At 46.8% G+C, this 23373-nt stretch carries 25 protein-coding genes; 11 read left to right on the top strand and 14 right to left on the bottom strand.

The features are described from left to right. Window positions 1-7 precede the first annotated feature (7 nt). The 10 genes from MGMO_RS03645 (at window position 8) to MGMO_RS03600 (ending at window position 8910) form a co-directional block, all read left to right on the top strand. Entirely contained in the window at window positions 8-532 is a 525-nt protein-coding gene (locus tag MGMO_RS03645) for a chemotaxis protein CheW (RefSeq protein WP_023493674.1), read from the top strand. 53 nt (window positions 533-585) lie between these two features. Beyond that, a complete protein-coding gene (locus tag MGMO_RS03640; RefSeq protein ID WP_023493673.1) occupies window positions 586-993 on the top strand; it encodes an STAS domain-containing protein in 408 nt (135 codons plus the stop codon). A 168-nt stretch (window positions 994-1161) separates the two neighbouring features. Next, window positions 1162-1791, top strand: coding sequence for a chemoreceptor glutamine deamidase CheD (gene cheD / locus MGMO_RS03635; RefSeq protein ID WP_023493672.1), 630 nt, complete (start codon window positions 1162-1164; stop codon window positions 1789-1791). A gap of 23 nt (window positions 1792-1814) precedes the next feature. Continuing rightward, on the top strand, window positions 1815-2234 hold the full coding sequence (locus MGMO_RS03630) for a response regulator (protein ID WP_023493671.1): 420 nt from the start codon (window positions 1815-1817) through the stop codon (window positions 2232-2234). Between the two features lie 80 nt (window positions 2235-2314). Further along, on the top strand, window positions 2315-3358 hold the full coding sequence (locus tag MGMO_RS03625) for a protein-glutamate methylesterase/protein-glutamine glutaminase (protein ID WP_023493670.1): 1044 nt from the start codon (window positions 2315-2317) through the stop codon (window positions 3356-3358). A 101-nt stretch (window positions 3359-3459) separates the two neighbouring features. Continuing rightward, complete coding sequence (locus MGMO_RS03620; RefSeq protein WP_023493669.1) at window positions 3460-4068, top strand: hypothetical protein; 609 nt, start codon at window positions 3460-3462, stop codon at window positions 4066-4068. Between the two features lie 142 nt (window positions 4069-4210). Beyond that, window positions 4211-4939 (top strand): oxygen-binding di-iron domain-containing protein, encoded by a 729-nt coding sequence (locus MGMO_RS03615; protein ID WP_023493668.1) that lies wholly within the window; start codon window positions 4211-4213, stop codon window positions 4937-4939. A 193-nt stretch (window positions 4940-5132) separates the two neighbouring features. Continuing rightward, window positions 5133-5669, top strand: coding sequence for a hypothetical protein (locus tag MGMO_RS03610; protein WP_023493667.1), 537 nt, complete (start codon window positions 5133-5135; stop codon window positions 5667-5669). Between the two features lie 338 nt (window positions 5670-6007). Further along, the gene (locus tag MGMO_RS03605) at window positions 6008-7120 is read left to right on the top strand and encodes a DUF4297 domain-containing protein (RefSeq protein WP_235557223.1); all 1113 of its coding nucleotides are present in this window, start codon (window positions 6008-6010) and stop codon (window positions 7118-7120) included. A 53-nt stretch (window positions 7121-7173) separates the two neighbouring features. After that, on the top strand, window positions 7174-8910 hold the full coding sequence (locus tag MGMO_RS03600) for a hypothetical protein (protein WP_023493665.1): 1737 nt from the start codon (window positions 7174-7176) through the stop codon (window positions 8908-8910). Between the two features lie 322 nt (window positions 8911-9232). Here MGMO_RS03600 and MGMO_RS03595 read toward each other — a convergent pair whose 3' ends face one another. From MGMO_RS03595 to fliM, 14 genes are read right to left on the bottom strand one after another with little or no spacing between them, the layout of a single operon-like run. After that, complete coding sequence (locus MGMO_RS03595) at window positions 9233-9634, bottom strand: DUF2802 domain-containing protein (protein ID WP_023493664.1); 402 nt, start codon at window positions 9632-9634, stop codon at window positions 9233-9235. Window positions 9635-9645: 11 nt separating this feature from the next. Continuing rightward, complete coding sequence (locus MGMO_RS20930) at window positions 9646-10887, bottom strand: flagellar motor protein MotB (RefSeq protein ID WP_023493663.1); 1242 nt, start codon at window positions 10885-10887, stop codon at window positions 9646-9648. Window positions 10888-10890: 3 nt separating this feature from the next. Then, window positions 10891-11646, bottom strand: a complete 756-nt coding sequence (locus tag MGMO_RS03585; RefSeq protein ID WP_023493662.1) for a flagellar motor protein — start codon at window positions 11644-11646, stop codon at window positions 10891-10893. Between the two features lie 50 nt (window positions 11647-11696). Next, complete coding sequence (locus tag MGMO_RS03580; RefSeq protein WP_023493661.1) at window positions 11697-12431, bottom strand: RNA polymerase sigma factor FliA; 735 nt, start codon at window positions 12429-12431, stop codon at window positions 11697-11699. Next, a complete protein-coding gene (locus MGMO_RS03575) occupies window positions 12428-13300 on the bottom strand; it encodes a MinD/ParA family protein (RefSeq protein WP_456152389.1) in 873 nt (290 codons plus the stop codon). Before MGMO_RS03575 ends, MGMO_RS03580 begins: the two co-directional genes overlap by 4 nt. Then, window positions 13293-14915, bottom strand: a complete 1623-nt coding sequence (gene flhF / locus MGMO_RS03570) for a flagellar biosynthesis protein FlhF (protein ID WP_023493659.1) — start codon at window positions 14913-14915, stop codon at window positions 13293-13295. The genes MGMO_RS03575 and flhF overlap by 8 nt, the downstream gene beginning before the upstream one ends. Before the next feature lie 16 nt (window positions 14916-14931). Beyond that, the gene (gene flhA / locus MGMO_RS03565; protein ID WP_023493658.1) at window positions 14932-17025 is read right to left on the bottom strand and encodes a flagellar biosynthesis protein FlhA; all 2094 of its coding nucleotides are present in this window, start codon (window positions 17023-17025) and stop codon (window positions 14932-14934) included. A gap of 9 nt (window positions 17026-17034) precedes the next feature. Beyond that, entirely contained in the window at window positions 17035-18165 is a 1131-nt protein-coding gene (gene flhB / locus MGMO_RS03560; protein WP_023493657.1) for a flagellar biosynthesis protein FlhB, read from the bottom strand. A gap of 37 nt (window positions 18166-18202) precedes the next feature. Then, window positions 18203-18976: a flagellar biosynthetic protein FliR gene (fliR, locus tag MGMO_RS03555; protein WP_023493656.1), complete on the bottom strand. Its 774-nt coding sequence runs from the start codon at window positions 18974-18976 to the stop codon at window positions 18203-18205. A gap of 3 nt (window positions 18977-18979) precedes the next feature. Continuing rightward, window positions 18980-19249 (bottom strand): flagellar biosynthesis protein FliQ, encoded by a 270-nt coding sequence (gene fliQ, locus MGMO_RS03550; RefSeq protein WP_023493655.1) that lies wholly within the window; start codon window positions 19247-19249, stop codon window positions 18980-18982. A gap of 15 nt (window positions 19250-19264) precedes the next feature. Further along, window positions 19265-20023 (bottom strand): flagellar type III secretion system pore protein FliP, encoded by a 759-nt coding sequence (gene fliP, locus MGMO_RS03545; protein ID WP_036306734.1) that lies wholly within the window; start codon window positions 20021-20023, stop codon window positions 19265-19267. Further along, window positions 20016-20483 (bottom strand): flagellar biosynthetic protein FliO, encoded by a 468-nt coding sequence (gene fliO, locus MGMO_RS03540; protein WP_023493653.1) that lies wholly within the window; start codon window positions 20481-20483, stop codon window positions 20016-20018. The genes fliP and fliO overlap by 8 nt, the downstream gene beginning before the upstream one ends. Beyond that, window positions 20483-20848 carry a flagellar motor switch protein FliN gene (fliN, locus tag MGMO_RS03535; RefSeq protein ID WP_023493652.1) on the bottom strand — a complete coding sequence of 122 codons (366 nt, stop codon included), beginning with the start codon at window positions 20846-20848 and terminating at the stop codon, window positions 20483-20485. The genes fliO and fliN overlap by 1 nt, the downstream gene beginning before the upstream one ends. 43 nt (window positions 20849-20891) lie before the next feature. Continuing rightward, window positions 20892-21863, bottom strand: a complete 972-nt coding sequence (fliM, locus tag MGMO_RS03530) for a flagellar motor switch protein FliM (RefSeq protein ID WP_023493651.1) — start codon at window positions 21861-21863, stop codon at window positions 20892-20894. A gap of 396 nt (window positions 21864-22259) precedes the next feature. Here fliM and MGMO_RS03525 point away from each other — a divergent pair, with 396 nt between their 5' ends. Next, window positions 22260-23366, top strand: a complete 1107-nt coding sequence (locus MGMO_RS03525) for a flagellar hook-length control protein FliK (protein WP_235557222.1) — start codon at window positions 22260-22262, stop codon at window positions 23364-23366. Window positions 23367-23373 lie beyond the last annotated feature (7 nt).

Below are 23373 nucleotides of genomic sequence, written 5' to 3'. Positions count from 1 at the left end.
AATAGATATGTCAGAAGAACTTAAAACCAAAGGCGATAATCAGAATCGCCACAACAAAGAGCAGGTTAATGGAGTCCAGTACCTAAGCTTTACGTTGGCGAATGAAGAATACGGGGTCGATATACTCCGTGTCCAAGAGATCCGCAGTTGGGAACCGGTATCCAGGATTCCTAATGTGCCGCATTACGAGAAGGGGGTCGTTAATTTACGCGGTTCCATCGTCCCGATAATTGATTTGCGGGAAAAGCTCGGCATCAAATTTACCGAATATACCCCATTGACGGTCGTGGTTGTGTTACAGACCAGCGATGAAAAAAAGACCCGGACGATGGGCGTAGTCGTTGATTCCGTCTCCGATGTCATCACGCTCGATAAAACTAAAATTCAGGACGCCCCTGATTTTGGTGCGAAAATCAGCAACGAGTTTATCAACGGACTGGTGTCGCTGAATGACCGTATGGTTATACTCCTGGATGTCGATAAACTGCTTAAATTGGAAGAGACTGAAGAACAGGACGCAGGCGACAACTAAGCCAAAGCAGGTCTAACCCTGTTGTCGTCCACTATATTGGAAGGTATGAGATTATGGCAGCGAGAAAAAAGAAGAACACAGACAATCATGAGAATTTAGAGGCCAACAACAGCGAGACCGATATGAATACAAATGCAGATTTGCCGGAAGACCCCGTTTCGGAAGAGGTAGCAGACACTGTCGTTGCCGAACCGTCTATAAACTTGGATTCCAATTTATCTATCCAGAATGTCGCTAAGCTGCATGAAAAGATCAAGAAATGTTACGCTGCATTTGACACCCTTGAAATCAATGCGTCCGGTGTGTCCTCCATAGACACGGCGACCTTACAATTATTGGTCGCCTTAAAAAAAGATGCTGTCAAACAGCAAAAAGAAGTCATTTTTACCGTGCCATCCCCACGATTTATTGAATCCGCAGGATTATTAGGCTTGCTGGAAATACTCGATGTTGACCCTTAGGTTGAAAGTTTAGGTTCAATAGCAACTTTAAGACATTACTGATAGCTTTACTATCCCGATTCCGTACGGCGGCAACCGATGGTTTCTATTGGTATCCATAATCTTTACATTAACTATTAACGGTTTTTTGAATTGGCACTACGCCACTTACAGGAAAAATAACTCATAATGATTAAAAAAATCAAAATCGAGAGGCCGTCAATAATCGGATTTGAACATGTCAATCGCTATTGGGATCGCGAGCGTGAAATTATCGCCGCCAAAATCCTGCCCGGAGAATACTATGTCACACGGGAAGATGAAGTGGTCACAACCGTATTGGGGTCTTGCGTATCCGCCTGCATCAGGGACAGGGAATCAGGCATAGGGGGCATGAACCATTTCATGCTGCCGCAAACCAGCACTGGCAAAAGCAGCGATGAAATCGTTGGCATCGCCACCCGTTACGGCAATTTTGCGATGGAACATTTAATCAATACCATTTTGAGCAATGGCGGCAAACGGAAAAATCTGGAAGTGAAAGTGTTTGGTGGCGGCAAAATCATCCCGACATTGACCGATGTCGGGATAAAGAACATCACCTTTGTCTTGGACTATCTCGTCCAAGAAGGCTTAAAGCCATTGGCCCAGGATCTGGGCGACATTTACCCTAGGAAAGTCGTTTACTACCCCAAAACGGGTAAAGTCAACATGAAAAAAATCCAAGATTTGCATAACGATACCATTATCCAACGTGAGCGGCAGTATATTAACAACCTTAAAGCTGTCCCTGTCGCAGGCGATGTTGAGCTTTTTTGAGCCCCATAGAAAACGAGTGATCAATGAAAAAAGTACGTGTTTTAATTATCGATGATTCGCATGTGATTAGGGATGTGTTGACGGAAATCCTCAATTCCTCGCCAGGCATCGAAGTTGTCGGTACGGCGGAAGACCCTCTCATAGCCAGGGAAATGATTAAGCAGTTGAATCCGGATGTATTGACTTTAGATATAGAAATGCCACGCATGGATGGCATCACTTTTTTACGTAACTTGATGCGGTTAAGGCCTATGCCGGTGGTGATGATTTCAGCCTTGACGGAAAGCAACGCGGAAGTCACCTTGACGGCACTGGAGTTGGGGGCTGTAGACTTTATTGCCAAACCGTCAGGCGACACTGAAGAAGGCATGAATGACTATGCCGAAGAAATTATTGCGAAAGTGATAACGGCATCAAAAGCCAATTTTAAAAAAGCGGAGTGAACACAATAATTTATTTTTTATACATAGCATTTTAAAATAAATAAGAATAAGCTGAATATTGACCATTCAAAGAGAAACGCATGAATAAGATACGGGTATTAATCATTGATGACTCAATGCTAATCAGGAAAATCCTGACTGAAATATTAAATTCGTCACCTGATATTGAAGTGGTGGGAGCGGCGGAAGATCCGCTTATCGCCAGGGAGATGATCAAACAGTTGAACCCGGATGTCTTGACCTTGGATATCGAAATGCCAAAAATGGACGGCATCACATTCCTGAGGAACTTGATGCGCTTACGGCCAACCCCGGTGGTAATGATTTCAACGCTAACAGAAAAAGGCGCAGGCATAACCCTGGAAGCCCTTACATTAGGTGCGGTGGATTTTATCGCCAAGCCTAAGGTTGATGTCGTCAGCACGCTCAATAGCTATGCCGATGAAATTATCAGCAAAGTGAAAATGGCTGCACGCGCCAATCTTAGCAACAGCAATAGGGCTTTAAAGACCAGGGAACCGGACAAAATTATTGAACCTGCGAATAAACGTCCCGGCAGCGACAAAACGATTATTGCATTGGGGGCTTCCACAGGCGGCACGGAAGCGATTAAGGTCGTCGTCAGGGGATTGCCCGCCAACACGCCCGGCATCGTGATCACCCAACATCTGCCAGCCGCTTTCAGCGAGTCGTTTGTCAAACATATTGACCTAGCTTCCAAAATGACAGCACTCATCCCCAAACACGGTCAAGCCGTGGAAAGCGGCCATATTTACTTGGCACCAGGGGACAGGCACATGGAAGTGGTCAAGGAAGGGTCCAGGTACGTTATTAAATTGTTGGATACTGAGCCGGTTAACCGTCATAAACCGGCGGTTGACGTGATGTTTCGATCAGTGGCGCAATGTGCCGGGAGCAACGCCATAGCCGTATTATTGACGGGTATGGGCGCGGACGGCGCAGCAGGCATGAAAGAAATGCACGATGCCGGTGCCAAAACAGTGATACAGGATGAACCGACCAGTGTTGTTTGGGGTATGCCTGGATCCGCATATAAGTTGGGTTGTGTGGATTATATGTTACCGTTGGAAGAGGTGGCGCATAAAATTGTCTCTTTAGTTTAACAAAGCACCCTGCTGTTACTGCCATCTTTATTAAATATAGGGAATGGGAAACGGCTGCTAGGATGCAAACTTAGGAAAGCCCTATAAGCACGAAGCTGGCAATGAATAATACTCAAACCAAAAACCAATTTATTGCAGTGGCTACAATTACTTCCGAATTAAGTGCGGTTGTAGTCATCGCCAAAGAAATTTCATTGGCCGCAGCCAATGCCAAGGCCATCGCTTTTAGGGCAGGGGATAAAGCCAAGGGCTTTCAGCCGATTACTGACTTTATTGGTGACTTGGCTAAGGAAACGATCGAGAGAGTAGCTGCCATTAACGAATTGGCAATCGTCTTGTACAAAGTGACGGTAAATGAATTTCGAGTGGCTGTTTCTTATAATAAATTCGACGAAGTGACAAAAATATCGCGGTCTGCAATGTATGCCGATTCCATGCAGAAGCCGTTGGACAAGACAAAAATCATCATGCAGGATTACAATCGACAATTTAAACGCGATGTCACCTTGCTTTTGGGCCAGTTGGAAGCGGTGATGCACCATGCCCAGACCGCACGGGTTATTGCCACCTATTCCAGGATCGAGGCATCCCAAGCGGGCGAATATTTGCAAAGCTTACAAGCTGTCGCCGAAAGCGTCGACAAGGCCGCGTATACCATTCATGAAAACGTGCAAAGCTGCATCATGGCGTTAGCCCCTTTCTCGAAATAGCTTTCATAAAACGCATGGCATCGACCTATTATCTGAACCGTTTTTCCATTTTGTACACCGGAGGCGTTGTAGCGCCGACCCCCAAAAAACCACCAATAATGTGCAAAAGCAATGCTATTTGCCAAGGGTATGCTTACTTGCGATGAAATCAACCAAAATATATGAAGGTTCGCACCTCTGGATCATGTTCGGCAGGGATGAAAATAAGCCCGATAACATAATCGATTCCAACCAATACATGGTGCGTACAAAAAGCCACTGCCTACTCCTTGATCCTGGTGGCGCCGAAATGTTCGCCGCAATGATGGCTGCAGTATTGCACTATGCCCCCGTTGAGCAAATCACTGATTTGTTCGCCTCACACCAGGACCCTGATGTCATTTCGTCCCTGGGTCTTTGGGACCAGGCCTTGACAAATGCCAAGCTTTATGCCCCCGCTATTTGGGAGGGTTATTTGCGGCATTTTGGCTGTGAATCGATAAAGTACATGCCGATTCCCGATAAAGGCGGAACCATCAAATTGGATTCTGTAGAATTGCAACTTATTCCGGCTCATTACCTGCATTCTTCGGGTAACTTTCATGTTTATGATCCGCAAGCAAAAATCCTGATGTCCGGCGATATTGGCGCCGCCTTAGACGCTGCCGGGTCGCCGATGTTTGTCGATAACTTCGATGCCCATACGGAAAAAATGCGTTATTTTCATCAGCGTTGGATGCCATCTAACCAAGCAAAAAATGACTGGATTGGGCGGGTCAGGAAACTGGATATTAATATTTTGGCACCGCAACACGGGCGAATGTTCAGGGGCGATGATGTGAAACGCTTTTTAGACTGGTTTGAGAACCTACAGGTCGGAATTGTCGTTTAACGGGGCTGTTGATTGGCAATGGCATGTAAGGCTTGACATAAAATAGACAGACGAATGATAAATCGGAATCAAACCACGACTGGGCGTGACTCTTAAACAAGGCCGTCGTATGGTTGTTTTTTGTTTATAGGTAAGGCTGGATTGTATAAAATGCAATAAATTGCTGTTTTCTTAAATCATCCATTGGTGGGCTATGGTTCGTTCTGATTCAAAAAATCCTGACCTTGACTGGAGTCAAGTTCGGGAAACTGTCAAGTTGCTGAACTTATCGGCAGCACAGGTTGATGCATTGATGCAGGAAAGCGAGCTGTCGGTGAACACGCTGACCGAATCGTTTACTAATATAGCCGAAAGTATGCAACTGATTCACGACCACCTTTTGGCGCTTGATACGAGCGACACTAAGGACGAAGTGCTGGATTGCTGTGCGGACACCCATGCCAAATTCCAGAAGGCTATCATTGCCTTCCAGTTCTACGATCGGATGCAGCAATGCCTACAGCACGTCACGTCAAATTTAAGGAACTTATCGGCGCTCGTTGAAAATCCAGACCGCCTTTATAACCCCAAAGAATGGCTGGATTTCCAGAGCCAGATCCGTTCAAGATACACGATGGAATCTGAAAAGCTGATGTTTGATGCCATCTTACAAGGCAAGTCCATCGAAGATGCGATTGCCATGAGAGACGCGCATGAAACCATCGAATCCAACGATATCGAATTATTCTAGCGCTTTTGGGGAGGGGCGGGTTTGCTACCGTGGTTTAGTACCATACAACCGAATCAATAAGGCCACTTAAAACCATCTGAAATAAGCCAGTAAAAATTATCCCAAAAGACCAACCAGATTTATACGAAAAGGCCACCTATTATTATCCGAACAGCCATTCAAATTTTCATTCTTTGTCAATAATGAATTGGCTAATACGACCCAAAGTCGTCGTCTAAACTTCGAGTCGAATGAGTCAGCTATGAAAGCCTTACCAGACGTACATTAAGGATCAGTATGGATTGACTCTACTACCAGTAGGCGGCAATAATGACATCGAACTCTTGGAGGAGGCAATATTGAACGCAGCGCATTACACTTCCCAAAGCAATCCGCTGGCTTCACCGCAACGCGAGACAGTTGGTGCAAAGACATTCGAAAAGTACGAGTACCAGTACCATTGGGCGCTATGCCGGATTCTTGGTGCTCATGAACTTTCGAATGACTATGTGGTGTTTATTGAACTTCACGAAGATGTCGTCTTGGCAACCTCGTCTGACGTAACCCTCGCCGAATTCGAGTTCAACCAAGTAAAGAACGTCAGCGAGTCGCCTTGGAATTCGAAGAAACTGACTTTAAGGCCGAAGGGAAGCGCAAAAAAAGAAAAGAATTCGATCCTTGGGAAAATGCTGCTGGGTGTTCGCAACAAGCCGTTTATTGATAAACTCAACGCAATAAATCTTGTCGCCACATGTGGATTCAACCTACCGCCTAAAACAGAAGGTTTAAAGCTTTCAATAATTTCCATTGGTGAAATCCACGATGAATGTATAAATGATATTCAATCAGCAATCGACAAAGAGATTGGGCTCTACCCACTGCCAAAGACATTAAGATTCATCGTCCCAGACTTGCCCAGCACAGGGTTTCAGGATGCCGCCATTGGACGCATATCAAAACTCGTCGAACTCTCAGCGCCGGGAGCAAAGTGCAGCGCACAATCCATTTATCGGGTTCTGATAGATGATCTCCATCGCAAGGGGAGTGTGGCGTTTGATTATACCCAGTGGAGCAACCTTGTGAAAAATAAGGGAATGACATATAAAGATGTGGAGCAGGTAATTTCTGCCTATACGGAAAACAAGGGTATCGACAGCTTCAGTTCTGATTTCAACAGTATTACTGAAGAAATGGGTCTGAAGTTCAATAAGAAAGTTGGCCTAAGGAGAGCGTTTGAGCGATACCACAATGCAGTTCGCCTGGAGCGCTCACTAATCGCCATCGACCACCAGCAAGCAGTAAAAATGGCTGTTGAGAATAATTTTTCCGTGTTTCATGAACACGGTGCTGTATCCCTGATTGAGACGGCACTGGAAGCGCTACCTGAAAACATGAAGAAAAACTTCATTGACTTGGAATCAGCACAAGCCGCAATTATTTACGAGTTAATTTCCAAGTGCCATGAAAAATAAATCAACTATTGATCAATACAAACTGCTAATAAGAAATCTAAGGACCAAGCAGCATGCCAAACTTAGTATTCAAACGTCTAACGATAGCGTCCGATACACTAAAGTCGGCAAATCAATACAACTTCAAACCACGATTCAATTTAATAACAGGGAACGACAATAGTATTGGTAAGTCGACACTTGCTAAACTATTGTTCTGGACTCTAGGCGGCGACCCTAGCCTTGATTTTACTTGGCAGTCTTTCAATATTCGTACCTTAGTTGATTTCAGCATCGGAAATGCTGTATACCAAGTTGGCAGGTATGGCAATATGATGTTTCTCAGACGCCCTGATGGTGACTGGGAAAGATTTCAAAAAATAACTGGGGAATATTCCAGGGCTTTTGCTGAAATTGCAGAATTTGGTGCGCTATTACCAAACAGAAAAGACGTCACCAAATTAGAAACCCCGCCTCCTGCCTACTATTTTCTTCCTTTTTACGTAGATCAGCAGCGTAGTTGGTCGCAGGCCTGGAACAGTTTCCCCAATCTTGAACAATACGCAAGATGGCAGAAAACCATTATTCGGTACCACACCGGTTATCTGCTGCCTGAGTTCTTTTCTATCGAGGAAAAGATTGCTCAAAGCACCCTTGAGAAAAAAACTGCAGAGGCTGAGGTTAAGAAGATTGAAACTGCCATCGAGGTAGTCAAAGCTTATATTCCGACGAACGAGAAAACTGTCGCACTAACAAGCAGCGAGTTTGATGTGCTCTCTGCTGAAGTCAATATCGACATATCGAAGCTACAATCTAAGCAAGAAGAACTGTTGAGGACGATCGCTGAAATTCAAACTGAGCGGATCTATCTCCAGGGACAACTTGATCTTGCAAAACTAGCCTCTGCCGAACTCGAAAAGGACTACTCATTCTCAGTGGAGTGCGTAGTCGGTGAAATACTTGTTTGTCCTCTGTGCGGGACGGTTCACGACAACTCCTCTCCTAACAGAGCCTCTATCCTTGCCGACAAGGATGAGGCAGACAATCAAGTGCAAATGCTCTCAACGAAGACATCCGGGCTAGAAAAGAAATATATCCAGAGCCAGGAGCGCTTGACAGCGATACGCTCTGAAATTGACACCATCAACAGCAAATACAAGCGGGATGAAATTTCCTCCGAAGTAGAGGCAGAACCCAAAAATGATACGCTCTCATTTTTGGATGGTCTTGCATCCCGCTCTGTTCAAAAGCATGTGCAACGGACAATGGAGACTAAGACGGCTCTTATTCGCAATATCAACCGTACAAATAGTGCGTTGAGAGACGATCAAAAAAAGTTACTGACCAAAAAAGAGCGAGAAGACATGGACGCTGCCTTCAAGGACAATTTGGCAAAATATATCAATGACTTGAAAGCGAAAGGGGTAAATCTATCGCCCATTGAGTCATCGCTAGATTACAAAAAACTTTATGGCAGTGGTGGAGCTGCTGAAAGCACACGGGGCATATTGGCTTATTACATGGCAGTTCTTCTCCAAATTCATGCTGCAAAGAACGAAGTTTTTTCAGCTGTGATAATCGATACGCCAAATCAGCAGGAACAAGCAGACTTTAACTACGAAAAAATTCTTCAATTTCTCATGAATACAATACCTTCCGACTCTCAGCTTATTTTGTGCGCGATGAACCGAAAGGAAATTGATGCTTACAAAAAGTTAGCATTCGTAATTGAATTGGATACCGAAAAGATTCTGGATCTAACGAAATACAACGAGTTCAGGCCAATACTTAACTTTGATGACTCAGTCTGACCAGAGGGCATAAGAAGAGTTTCCTGGCCTCTGTTGATTGATTTCCGAATGCTGCAATCAATTAATACCTGCTGGAGTGGTAATATGAGAAAGCACCTGCTCGACTTCATTACCTCGGTATACGTCCGGTAACGCTTTCCAACGGCAGTTGGCTGAGTAATCACCGAACGGCGGCCCTTGGCCGATTTTGACTAAAACCGCTTAAAAATCTCGACTGGCTGCTTTGGATAATTTTAGGTGGTTTTTTCAAAAACTTTAACCGACTTTTTGGGGGTATTATCAATGGCTCTTTTTAATGATAATACGCACTTGGGCGGCTTTGTTACCGTGGTTTAGAGCCATGCAACCGGATCAATAAGGCCGCTTCATCTTGGCTTAAGCCTGAATTCTGCATCAACTCACTCACGCTCGCTCCGCTACGAACTTTTTGTATGGCGGAACTATAAGGGTGATTGGATGCTTCACTTTGCTGAAAATCATTCATTTTTGCGGATAAGACCCTAAGCTGCCCGTCAACGGCAGCCATGCGGTCGTCCATTGTCAGCGAGGCGGCAAATAGTTCGCGAAGGTCGTTATTATGGCCGTGCACAATCTCCGTGAGATCCTCGTGATCGCGTTTGAGTTTTTGATGCTTGCGCACCAAACAAACAAACGCCACAACCATAATGCAAACCACAACTGCGATGATTGCAACGATAATAGTCATGGATAAGGGACTAAGCATTACATAACCTTTCAGGGTTTACTATCAGGAGAATGATCGACATGGGTCGTCGGCTCCAAATTTAATAATTTTGCGCGTTCTTCGTCGTTTGCGCCATAACGGGAAAAAGCCTGCGACATCAAAACCAAGGTAACGCGCCTGTTTTTAAAGCGGCCTTCTTCAGTCGTGTTGTCGCCAATGGGATGGAACTCACCGTAACCCACCGCAGACAAGCGTATTGGATTAATACCCTCCTTGATCAGTTCCTGAACAACGCTGGTCGCCCTAGCGGACGACAACTCCCAGTTAGACGGAAATATCAGCGTGCCTATAGGGATATTGTCCGTATGGCCTTCAACATTAATCGCATTGGGGAGCGTATTGACCACTTCGGCAATCTTTTTTAGTGCGGGCGGGGCTTTAGGGGACAATGCGGCCTCGCCGCTTAAGAATAACAGTTCGCTATTCATTTCCAGTTCTATCCAGTAATCATTGCGTTTGACAGAAACCAGTTTATCATCAATAAAAGCCTCCAGTGCGGTTTCTAACTGATCGGACACTTGGTTCAATTGCCTTCTCTCTTTCAATAATTCTTCACTCAACTCCCTGGTTTTTTCAATTTCCGCCGTCGTCTGCTTATCGAATTTCATGGATTCAAAAGGCACGTCAAGGATGTCGAGCAGGGTTGACTGGTCAATATTGGCGGATGGCTCAAGCTGAACGGTGTCAGGGGGTAAAGCGGCTTTGTCCACTGCCTGTTTATCTTCTGCTGCCGTCCCTGCCTGATGATCCCATGCAACGGATTCAAAAGGCGGAGCAAGAATAACGGACGGAGTTAGCTGGTCGAGCTTAGGGGACAGGTCAATCAAAGGCGGGGAAGATGCTTGCCCATTTAAAATAGCCGCAGTTGATACCCATTTTTCCGTAGGCCCTACCTCCGCCTGTTTGGTTAATTCGAGTGATTCAAAAGGTAGGTTAAGAATGTCTAAAAAAGCGGCTTGGGCAATGTCATAAGAGGTAGTGTCAACTTGGCTATTTTTGACCTGGGCAGGGTGAATTATTTTTTCCGCTTTCGGTTTTTCTTTGTTTGAAAAAGCGGTGCCTAACGATTCGCTCAGGTTTTTGTACTTGCCTTGGTTGACCGATGAAATTGAATACATGACGACAAAAAACGCAAACAACAGGGTTATAAAGTCAGCATAGGATATTATCCAACGGTCATGGTTATTGGTATCGACCATGACTTTTCTTCTCTGCCTTATATGCCTCGCCATCGCTTATTTCGTTTTGTTTTTTTGTAGGTAGCTTTTCAATTTTAACTCGATGTTTTTTGGGTTTTCATTTCTGGCGATGGCGGCAATACCTAAAACGACCATTTCTTTGGCTTGGTTAGAGGCAAAAATATGGGCTTTTAATTTATTGGCGATGGGCAAAAAAAATAGGTTGGCAGAAGCCACTCCGTAGATGGTTGCCACAAACGCCGTGGCGATGCCTTTTCCTAGAAGGCCTGGATCGCTTAGGTTTTCCATGACATGGATCAAGCCCATAACGGCACCGAGAATACCGACGGTAGGGGCATACCCGCCCATTGCCTCGAATAATCGGGCCGCTTGGTAATCCCTGTTCTCCTGAATATTTATGTCCAGTTCCATGATGTCGATTATGATGTCCGCTTCGTTACCATCGACCAAAAGCTGCAACCCTTTCTTTACAAAGGGGTCTTTTTCCCTGTCGATCAGGTTCTCTAGCCCTAATAAGCCTTTCCTGCGAGCATGAAGGCTCCAATTGACGATTTGCGTAATTTGTGCCTCAAGATTAAATTTTAGCGGCTTAAATACCCATAAAGACATTTCTAGGCTTCTGACAAAGGTCATTGGCGGATATTGCAATAATGTTGCCCCCAATGTCCCCCCCAACACAATAATAAACGCAGGCCCGTTAAGCAATGAGCCAATATCGCCACCGTCCAACAGGTTTCCAACCAAGAGGGCACCGACACTCAACAGAATGCCTGAGATGCTTAAAATATCCATTAATCGTGCGCCATTTTAGGGTAGAACACAAAGTATTGGGTCTTTAAATTTTATTTAGCGTCCACCCATGCGGATAACCTAGACCGTAACCGCAACACCGCCTGGGTGCAGATTTGGCTTACCCTGGATTCTGTTAAATTCAAGACCTCACCAATTTCCCGTAAATTCAGTTCATCGTCGTAATAAAGCGAGACGACCAGACGTTCACGCTCAGGCAACTTGGCGATAGCCTGTGCCAATGCTTGTTGAAAACCGTTGCGCATTAAGCCGTCTAACGGCCCTTCTTCGGCTGGGGAGAATTCATCATAATCGTCATGATCCCCGTTTTCAGTCAAGTCCTCAATGCTAAACACGCGGCAACTGGCCGAGTCTTGCAGGATCTCATTATACTCGTTGATGGGTATCCCCAAATAGTCAGCGATGTCGGCATCTCGCGCTTCTGCCCCGGTCTTGTTTTCGATTGCCCGTATGGCCTCGGAAACCATCCTGGATTTTTTATGCACCGAGCGAGGTGTCCAGTCGGAGCGACGAACTTCATCCAACATAGCCCCCCTAATACGAATACCCGCGTACGTTTCAAAACTGGCCCCTTGCGACGCATCGAAATGTTTGATGGCTTCCAGTAAGCCCAGCATCCCGGCCTGGATCAAATCGTCAACCTGGACGGAAGGAGGCAATCGATTGGATAAGTGATAGGCAATGCGCTTAACCAAAGGTGCGTTCTGCACCACGAATTCATCAGTGCTACCTGCTTGTACTGAGGTATACATTGCAACGGCGTTCATGCGACATCCTTCTGTGAATCGAAACGGATCATTTTTTCAACAAAAAACTCAATAAAGCTGCCTGTTTGGGCTTTTACTGGCCAACTATTAATTTTCCCGGCAATTTCTTTGATGGCAACGGTTGCCTTACTGTCCGGGAACGAGACAACGACCGGTGATTGTTTTTGGACAGCCTTGCCCAAATTAGGGTCGTGGGGCACTGCGCCTATATAACGCAAGGTGACATCCAAATAATGGTCCGTCACCTTGGTCAGCTTTTGGAACAGGGCTTGGCCTTGCTGGACAGTTTTGACCATATTGGTGATGACGTGAAAGTTGGACAGCTTATAATCCCTGTTCAACAACTTGATAAAGGCATAAGCGTCGGTCAGGGATGTCGGCTCATCGCAAACAACCACAATAATTTCTTGGCAGGCCCTGGTAAAGTTCACCACGCCCGCCGATATGCCGGCGGCCGTGTCCACAATCAACACATCCAGGTCTTGGTCAAGCTCACTAAAAGCATGGATCATCGCGGCCTGTTCGGTCACGGACAGTTCGGCCATTTTCTGGATTCCCGATGCGCCCGGAATGACCTTCAAGCCAAACGGCCCTTCCTGTATGATTTCAGACAAAGTCTTTTCGCCGGTCAACACATGCGAAAGATTAAACTTGGGGTAAATGCCCAACAAAATATCGACATTCGCCAAGCCCATGTCGGCATCCAGTATAGCCACCCTACGCCCCGCTTGAGCCAGCGCTATACCGAGATTGACCGATAAGTTGGACTTGCCGGCGCCACCTTTACCGCTGGTTATTGCGATGACTTTCACGGGATTTATTTTGCTCATCTTTCTTATTCCGGCTGCTTGGTCAAATTGTCTAGGCATACGCTTGTGCCGCCCATGGTTCTTGATCCACATTTTCATCAAGTTCCGCTTCTGCGTTCATTTCAGCCACACATTGCCCAACCAAGGTACGGGCATCCGCATTATGGAAATCTTCGGGCACTTGCTGACCATCTGTGATAAAAGATAAAGGCAGGTTGTGTTCGATGATCGACGAGATGGCTGAACCAATCATGACCGCTTCATCAAGTTTAGTCAAAATACACGCTTGTGGGTCAAATACTGCAAATGCCTTGATAATCGCATTCATTGCCTTGTATTCCGTCGCGGCGGACATCACCAAGTAAGAGCGGATAGCCAAGCCATTTTGTTGCAAGGTATTGATTTGCTCAATCAACTTCATATCGCGTTGCCCCATACCTGCCGTATCTATCAAGACCAGGCGTTTATTGGCAAAACTGTTGATGTGCTTGCGTAATTCTTCTGCACTGGAAGCGACTCGAACCGGTACATCAAGGATACGCCCGTAAGTATTCAACTGGTCATGGGCGCCGATGCGGTAATTGTCCGTGGTAATCAAAGCCACTTGGCTGGCACCGTGCTTCAAAATAAATTGGGCGGCCAATTTGGCAATTGTTGTCGTTTTGCCTACACCCGTTGGCCCAACCAACGCGACGATACCGCCTGTTTCCAGCAATTCATCATCCGCAATTGGTAAGGCTTGTGACAGTAAATCCTGTGCTTTTTCGAAAACCGATTCAATGTCGCTTTGGTCAGGAAAATGATTCGACATCACGGTACCCAGTCTTTTTGAAATGCCCATATTGACTAAGCGCTGGAGCAATTCATTCTTGATAGGTGTAGGCTGTGAACTCGCTTGGCCCACCTGGGTAAACTTGGCATCCATGGCGGCCCTTAAATATTTCAGTTCCTTGCTCATTTCCATCAGCAACTGATCTGACAAACCAACCTCTTTAGTTTGAGGATTCAAGTTTGCGAACGGTTCTTTCTTGACGATTGGCGCCGCCCTGGATATTGCTGGGGCTTCAGGATTTGTGCCTAATTGCACTTTCTCTGCATAACCCACATAAGGCGTGGCATTCCGGTGACCGCCAGGGATGGCGGAAGTGTCGTTATCGGTAGGGAACCGATTCGACCGACCGCCAGGGGAAGCGTCGCTATCGGAAGGGAGTCGTGACCGCATGGATTGTGCGGATGCCAAAGCCATCGCATTTTTCCTTTCATTTTCCAGCTGCAAACGTCTTTTTGCCGCATCGAAATTCGGCAATACAATCTTTTTTTCGCCCGGCTCTGACGCATGTGCAAAATTTTGTCCGGGTAATTTATTGTCTGGATTTTGGCGAGTTGCCTGTTCTGCCGCAGCGCCTGTTTCAGCTTTTCTTTGGCTGTCCAATAATTGGAAACGCTTTTTGGCGGCATCAAAACTAGGCAACGCAAGTTTTTTGGTTGCAGGCTCTGGGGCTTGTTCCTGCAATTTGCTTTGAAGCGTCTGCTCGTCAAAATCCCGTGCGGCAACAATTTCAATGCCACCCTCAACAGCCCGGTTCGACATGATGACTGCATCCGCACCTAACTCTTCTTTCACCATTCGCATGGCTTGGCGTATGTCTGCTGCAAAAAATCGTTTAATTTTCATATTTTAACCTCAGTTTTTAAGTGCGTTGCCCGACCGTTGAAACCACCTTGATCCGCCGATCAGTCGGTATTTCATTGTATGCCAGGACATGTAATCCAGATATTGAGTGACGGACGAATCTAGCTAACCAAGGCCTAATGTAAGAAGAAACCAACAAAACCGCTGTTTGTCCCTCCATTTCCATCTTTTGCGTACTTTCCTGTAATGATTTATGCATTTGCTCTGCTAACCCTGGTTCGATGCCTGCGCCATGTTCGCCTGCCGTCTGCAATGATTTATGCAATAACTGTTCCAACTCGTAATCCAATGTTATTACGGGCAACTCATTTTGTATCCCACTGATTTCATGGACAATTAATCGACCCAACGAAGCACGGACTGCGGCAGTCAAGATGTCAGGATCTTGACTCTTGCTACCATACTCCGCCAAAGTTTCGGCTATGGTACGCATATCACGGATTGGCACGCGTTCTTGCAACAGGTTTTGCAGCACTTTCACCACTAAACCCAAGGGCAAGATTTTCGGGACCAAATCCTCAACCAGCTTGGGTGCGGTTTTGCCCAAATTTTCGAGAATTTTCTGTGCGTCTTCATAACCGAACAACTCATGGGCGTATGCTTGCAGGAGATGGCTAAGATGGGTGGCAACAACGGTTCCGGGATCAACCACGGTATAACCCAAAGTTTGGGCATGGTCTTTCTGGTTAACCTCTATCCAAACCGCATCCAGGCCAAAGGCAGGATCTTTACAGGTTTTGCCAGGCAAACTACCGAAAACCCGCCCAGGGTTAATCGCCATTTCCATTTCCGGCAGAATTTCAGATTCACCCACCGTCACGCCCATCAGCGATATCCGGTAAGCTGTCGGACTTAAGTCAAGGTTATCCCGAATATGCACCGACGGGATCAAAAAACCCAGTTCCTGGGACAGTTTTTTCCGCACCCCTTTGATCCGGGTCATCAATTGCCCGCCCTGGTTCTTGTCCACTAACGGAATAAGCCGATAACCAACTTCCAGACCAACAATATCGACGGGCATCACGTCATCCCAGCCCAGTTCTTTAACCTCCGGCGCAGCACGGGACAATTCCATCGGATGGTCGATGTCCACAAGATCCACTTCTTTCTTGCGCTTGGTGATCCAATAAGCGGAACCACCCAATGCCGAAGCCAACAAGATAAAAACCAAGTTTGGCATGCCCGGTATTATGCCTAACGCACCGATCACGCCTGCCGTAATCATTAGTGCCTTGGGATTGTCGAATAACTGGGCGCTGACCTGTTGCCCGATGTTCTGACCGCTACTACCAACCTTGGTCACCACTAACGCAGAGGCTGTCGCCAACAATAAGGAAGGGATTTGGGCAACTAGGCCGTCACCGATAGTCAATAGCACATAAATCTCGCCCGCCTCGGCAAAACCCAAATTGTGCTGGGTAATACCGATAGCCAAACCGCCGATCATATTGACGAACAGGATGATAATCCCGGCAATCGCATCGCCCCTGATGAATTTGCTCGCACCGTCCATGGAGCCATAAAAATCCGCTTCGGTCGCCACTTCGGCACGCCGTGCGCGTGCTTCATCCTGGGTGATCAAACCGGCATTCAAGTCGGCATCAATCGCCATTTGTTTACCGGGCATGGCATCTAGAGTAAATCGTGCGCCCACTTCTGCGACCCGTCCCGCACCTTTGGTGACGACCATAAAGTTGATGATCGTCAAAATGGCAAAAACCACCAGGCCCACGGCAAAATTTCCGCCAATCACAAAAGCGCCGAAAGCTTCGATAACTTTACCTGCAGCAGAACCGCCGTTATGCCCTTCCAGCAATACGATACGGGTCGAAGCGACATTCAAGGCCAGGCGTAATAAGGTCGCCAGCAGGATAACGGTCGGAAAGGCCGAAAACTCCAATGGCTTTAAGGTGTAAACCACCACTAGCAAGATAATTAACGAGAAGGCGATATTGAAGGTAAACAGCATGTCCAGCAAAAACGCCGGCAACGGCAGCATAATCATTGCCAGTATAATGACAATAACTAAAGGTGCGCCCAGCTCGGCTTTGCCCAGAAATCTTAAGGCGTTTGTCAGTTTGCTAAAATCCATACTTAATCATTAACCCTGTCTAAATTCGTCCGGCACTTTGATATTTCCAGGCGGCAACGGTTCGTCCCAATGGTTTTCCTTGGCGATTTTTAACTGGTAAACATAAGCCAGCACCTGGGCGACCGCCAAATAAAGCCCCTTAGGTATTTCTTTGTTTATTTCTGTCGAATAATACAACGCCCTGGCCAAAGGCGGCGATGCCACCATCGGTATATTGGCACCCGCCGCCAACGAGCGGATTTGGGCAGCGATCAAGTCCAGGCCTTTTGCCACCAGGTGGGGCGCCCCACCTGAGTTCTGTTCATATTTTAAGGCCACGGCGTAATGGCTAGGGTTAGTGATAATGACATCCGCATTTGGCACTTCCGCCATCATGCGGTTCTGTGCCATGCTCATTTGCGCCCTGCGCTGCCGCGCCTTTACTTCAGGACTACCTTCCGATTCTTTTGCCTCGTCCTTGATTTCCTGCAAGGTCATTTTCAGTTTTTTGCTGTAGTCCCATAGCTGGTAAGGGACATCGAACATCACAACCAATATCAGCGAAGCACAAAGTATCAGGTATGACATGCCAATAATATCTAAAGCATGACCGATAGCCTGCCCTAACGGTTCATCTCCCAGCCTGAGCAGATTGTTGAGGTAATGCTTGCCCAATAAAATGGCGATCCCAAAGACCAGCAGGACTTTCAACAATGCCTTGACTAATTCAATCAAGCCATGCGTGGCAAACATCCTGGCAATGCCCGAAAGAGGGTTGAGTTTTGCGAATTTGGGCTCTATGGCTGTCCAACTGAACACCCATCCGCCCAACGCCAACGGTGCAATAATCGCGGCGACAACCATTATTGCAACAAAAGGCGCAATCAACGTGAGCCCATCCATCATGGCTTGTTTGAGATGGATTAACGGGCTGGCAGGGTCAAAAATAACTGCCCGGCTTATTTGAAACTGGCTGCGCATAATATCCAACAGGCCATTAGCCATTTGCCTACCCAAGCTAAGCAACAGGACAGCGCTGGTCATCAGCATGACAAAGGTGTTGAATTCCCTGGAGCGGGGGATCTGGCCTTTTTTCCGGGCGTCTTCAAGACGCTTACTGGTGGGTTCTTCGGTTTTTTCTTGATCTGAATCTTCGGACATAATTTAACCCTTTTGGTGGGCGCAAACTATTGCGTCCTTATAACCGTAGCAACTGCCCGACCAAATCATAGGCATCGGTCAAAATGTTCCCGAATTGGCTCAGCACATCCGGTAATGTCAACCAAATCAGGACAATCCCAAGCATCAATGTGATCGGAAAGCCCACCGAAAAAATATTCAGCTGTGGCGCGGCCCGTGTTGCCACGCCAAAACTGACATTGACCAGCAATAGGCTGACCACAATAGGCATCGTCAGCAAAAAGCCGCCTGCAAACATGCGGCTGCTCCAAGCAATAATAGTCCAAATGTTAGCTTTGGTGAGACCCTCAATACCAATAGGCAGGCTGGTGAAACTGTCCAGCAGCATCTTTATCAATAGTAAGTGTCCATCCAAACTGAGAAAAATCAAGGTGCTGGTAAAGACATAAAACTGCGCCACCACCGGCACTTGCTGACCGTTTTGCGGATCGACCATAGAGGCAAACCCCAAGCCCATACCTAATGCGACACTTTGCCCCGCAAAGAGGACTGCCGAAAACACTAATTGCAAAATAAAGCCGCTCGTCATGCCGATCATGACTTGCGCAATAGTGACCATAAACCCTTGAAAGCTGAACATCTCAACGGCCTGGAAGCTCGGCAATAAGGGCATGACCACCAGGGTGATTGCCACCGAGAGGATCAGCCTGACCTGAGCCGGTACGCCCCGTAGGCTAAACAATGGGATGGTCACAAACATCGAACTGATCCGCATCAGCGGCCAGATAAATGACGCTGTGTGGCCCAGCAATTGCCCTTCGGTAAAATCCACCGCTTATCCGATTAATTGCGGGATTTCCCGGATCAATCCTTGAAAATAATCGAGAAATGTTTGCAACATCCACGGCCCCGCGATCAACAACACTATCCCTATGACAATTAACTTGGGTACGAAAGTCAGCGTCGATTCATTGATCTGGGTAGCTGCCTGGAACACTGCAATAATAAGGCCCACCGCCAACGAGGGCAGTAGCACCGGAGCCGTCAGCTTGATGGCGACGATCATTGCATCCTGGCTAACCCTGTAAATGGTTTCCGGTGTCATGGTGGATATCCATTGTCAACTGACATAAAAACTCGCCGCCAGCATTTCCATGATTAACGACCAACCGTCAGCCAAAACAAACAACATAATCTTAAACGGCAATGACACGATCATCGGCGACAGCATCATCATCCCCATGGACATGAGGACACTGGCGACCACTAGGTCGATAATCAGGAACGGCAGGAAAATCAGGAAACCGATTTGGAAAGCGGTTTTTAATTCGCTGGTGACGAAAGCGGACATCAATAACGAAAACGGCACATCCGCCGCCGACTCCAGTTCGGCATTGCCGGAAATTCGGATAAACATTTCCAAGTCAGATTCCCGCGTTTGTTTCAGCATAAATTGCCTGAACGGCCCCGAAGCCTTTTCCATGGCGGTGGTGACATCAATTTTCTCTTCCAGGTAAGGCTGGACGGCATCGGTGTTCACCTTGTCGAATACCGGCATCATAATAAAAATCGTCAGAAACAACGACAAGCCCAACAATACCTGGTTACTGGGCGCTTGACCTGTACCCAATGCCTGCCGCAGCAAACTTAATACGATGACGATCCGGGTGAACGAAGTCATGGTCAGCAATAAGGCCGGCAATACGGTCAATGCCGTCATTAATGCCAAAATCTGGAGCGTTACGCTATAGGTCTGTCCGCCTTGGGCATTTGTGGTGACCGTTACCGCTTGGATGCCCGCCGCCGCAAAAACCGGTGTTTCAATCCATAGAAAGGCAAAGGTAATCAATAAAAATTGCAGGAAAAGACGACTACGCATCGGGAGAACCGCTTCGGCTGTGTTCAGGACGGGCATTTAGTGCCTGCATCAATCTTTGCGTGAACCCAGTTTCCCCAGTTGTTGACAAAGATTCTTCCCTTAGCAAGCAATCCTCGCCTTCCAAAACGAGCAAGGTTTCAATGCGACCCGGCGTTACGCCCAAGATAAGTTGCTTCTTCCCTACTTGCAGTAAGATGACTTTCTCCCGCATCCCTAAAGACAGCCCGCCGAGCAACCGCATTTTTTGCGTGCCATTGATGGTCAATCCACTCAACTTTCGTACACCCCAGAGACACAGAAAAAAAACACCCAGCACAACCAACAGGCTCATGCCCCATCCGGCAATATCACCAGAAGTGACTTCCCTGGCGGAGGGTTTTGGGATGTCGGTGCCAGGCAAGGCAACCCCCACGGGAAGCCAAAACAACACGAACCAAAAAAGGTTTGTTTTTACAGGCATCAGCCCAGCCTTTTGACCCGTTCCGACACACTGATGACATCAGTCAGGCGAATACCAAATTTTTCATTGATGACCACTACCTCGCCGTGCGCCACCAAAGTACCGTTTACCAAGACATCCAATGGCTCCCCGGCAAACCGGTCAAGTTCGACGACCGAACCTTGGTTTAGCTGCAAAAGATTCCTGATATTAATCTGGGTCCGGCCAATTTCCATGGACAGAGTGACGGGTACATCCAAAATGACATCAAGGTTAAGGTCATCTGCCGGGGTCGCATAGAAATCGTCGACTTCTTCCTGCTTATCCACTTGTTGGAACACAGCCGCCTTAATTTCTTCATCATTTTCAATTTCTTCTTCACTCATCTTTCTTCACGCTAATATTGTTCAAGACTAAATCGCTACAGTTTTATCTCAGTTTTACCCTATCAATAACTTGCATGGCATAATAGCCCTCGGATACGCAGGCCTTGCCCGAGTAAATTGGAACCCCTGATGCCTTAAGCAGCATCGTTTTCGGCATATCAATGGGAATAACGTCGCCCTTCTTAAAACGGAGCACGTCGCCGATGGATATTTTCTTTTCCACCAAAAAACCGTTCACCGGCACCGATGCCCTCAATACCTCATTGCGTAAGGCATTCTTCCACCTGAGGTCAGACTCGTCAGAATCATCGCCAATGGTATCCAATAAGCCCCGAATCGGTTCAATCATGGAATACGGCATGACAATCTTAATATCACCGCCACCGCTTTCCAATGCGACATTAATCGCAGAAATCATGACAATGTCTTCAGCCCCGACAATACTGGCAAAACTGGGGTTGATCTCTGAACCTAAGTATTCAAAATTGAGTTCCATTACCGGTTTCCAGGCTTCTTTCAAGTTTTTGAACATCATGTCGAGAAGCATCTGGACAATTCGCATTTCAGTCAGGGTAAATTCCCGCGCCTCACCCGAAGTGCCATAAAACTGTCCGCCGCCCCCAAAAAAATTGTCAACGACCGCAAAAATCAAGGACGGCTCCATCTCTATTATCGCCCTACCCCGCAGCGGGGAATACCGGATGATATTCAAGTTGGCAGGCACATGCAGCCCATCCACGTATTCGGAAAATTTCCGAATCTGGATACCCGACATGAAAATTTCTGGCGAACGGTGCAAAAACTTGAACAGGGATGTACGCAACGACTTGGAGAACCGCTCATTTATCATTTCTAGGGTAGGGATACGTCTACGTACTATCCTTTCCTGACTGCTAAAATCATATTCTTTAGCACTCGACTTGTCCTCAAAGTTCTCGACCTCAGTTTCAATCTCCCCATCATCCATGCCTTGCAGCAGCGCATTAATTTCTTCCTGTGAAAGTAAGTCACTCATATCTTAAGTTGTGGGTCACAAATAAATAAAGAATAGTCCTTCGACATCGTTTTTACTCGTTATTTTCTCAAAAGGATAGCTCCTTTATCCAACAATGGACACTATAATTTTACACAAGAGCTAATAACCCTATTATTTGCCATTGGCAAAATCTTCCTGTCTTACGGCTATTGTCCTTCAATAAACAAAAACTGTGAACTCGCGCATAAAATCAAAAAGAACGGGGCGAAATATATCGATAAGCGTGCTAATGTTATTTCAATTAGGAAAATATGGGCTGATGCCTATGTTTTTCCCCAAAAACAACGATATTCTCTCAACCAAGAATATATCCTAAGTCAAGCCAGGCAGAAAAGAGAATTTATTATGAATGTTGAAAGCGTAAGTTCAATATCAATGTTGCCAAGCAAAAGCCCCATTGAGGGTGATTCTCAGGTTTTGCCTGAGAATGGTTCTTCACCGGATAATTTCGCAATGGCCTTAAAAGGACAGAAAAAGTTATTGGACAAAACCAAGGAACAAGCCGAATTGCCTGTGCAGCAAGAGGTCGTTGAAAGCCTGCCCGAAACTAACGATTTGCAAAAAAGCACGGCTGACCAAAAAGACCTGATCGCTTTGTTCGAAAAATATTTGCCTGAACCGTTTGCAGACAGTGCGTCTGCTGACGCAGCAGCGGCTTTGCCAACATTAACCGACATACCCACAACCCATACGCCCACTATTGCCCCCGAAGCGGCGGCGGCAACTGCGCCAACAGTCGACATGAGTGGTGCATTGGCGTTAACTGGACTGGTCTTTGTAAAGCCTATGCCTGAAGAAGCCAAACTGAGCCTTCCTGTTTCAGACGCAGTACCAGGAGACTATTTGCAATTCGCAACCCCCCCTCGCCAGTCCAATCCAGACGGGCAACTTGGCTTAGCGTCCCTGGCAACAGGAGAGCTCCCAAGCGAAGCCGCGTCAGTTGAAAAGCAATCGTTCCTTTCCGGCTTGGAAAAAGCGTTACCTGGCATTACCACGGATATGCTCCCTGCCCAAAGGCCGATTGATGCCAAGATAGACATCCAGGCAGCCATAGCAAGACCGATATCGCACCCTAATTGGGGCAAGGATCTTGGCGAACAGATTGTTTGGATGAACAACAAGGACTTATCCGCCGCAGAAATCCGGCTAAACCCGGAACATCTTGGCCCAATATCCATCCGCATTGATGTCAACAAGGACCAACAAGCATCGATCATGTTTACGGCGCAGCACTTGGAAGTCAAGGAAGCTATCGAAGCCTCCATACCGAAGTTACGTGAAATGCTGGTCAACCAGCAACTCAATTTGGTGAATGTGAATATTTCCCAAAACTCCACCACAGACCAAGGCCGACCACAGCCCAACCCGTTTCGCACCCTGTCAGAACATCACGAAAAAGGCGGTGAAGAGGTTACAGGCATGGAAATGAATAGCTTAAACCAAGTTGTCGTCGGAAAAGGCTTGTTGAGCCTGTATGCATAGTTTCATG

The sequence above is a fragment of the Methyloglobulus morosus KoM1 genome (genome assembly GCF_000496735.2).
In the GTDB taxonomy this organism is placed as follows: Bacteria; Pseudomonadota; Gammaproteobacteria; order Methylococcales; family Methylomonadaceae; genus Methyloglobulus; species Methyloglobulus morosus.
The sequence above is the reverse complement of the archived record's forward strand: the minus strand, read 5'-3'. Positions and strand labels throughout refer to the sequence as shown.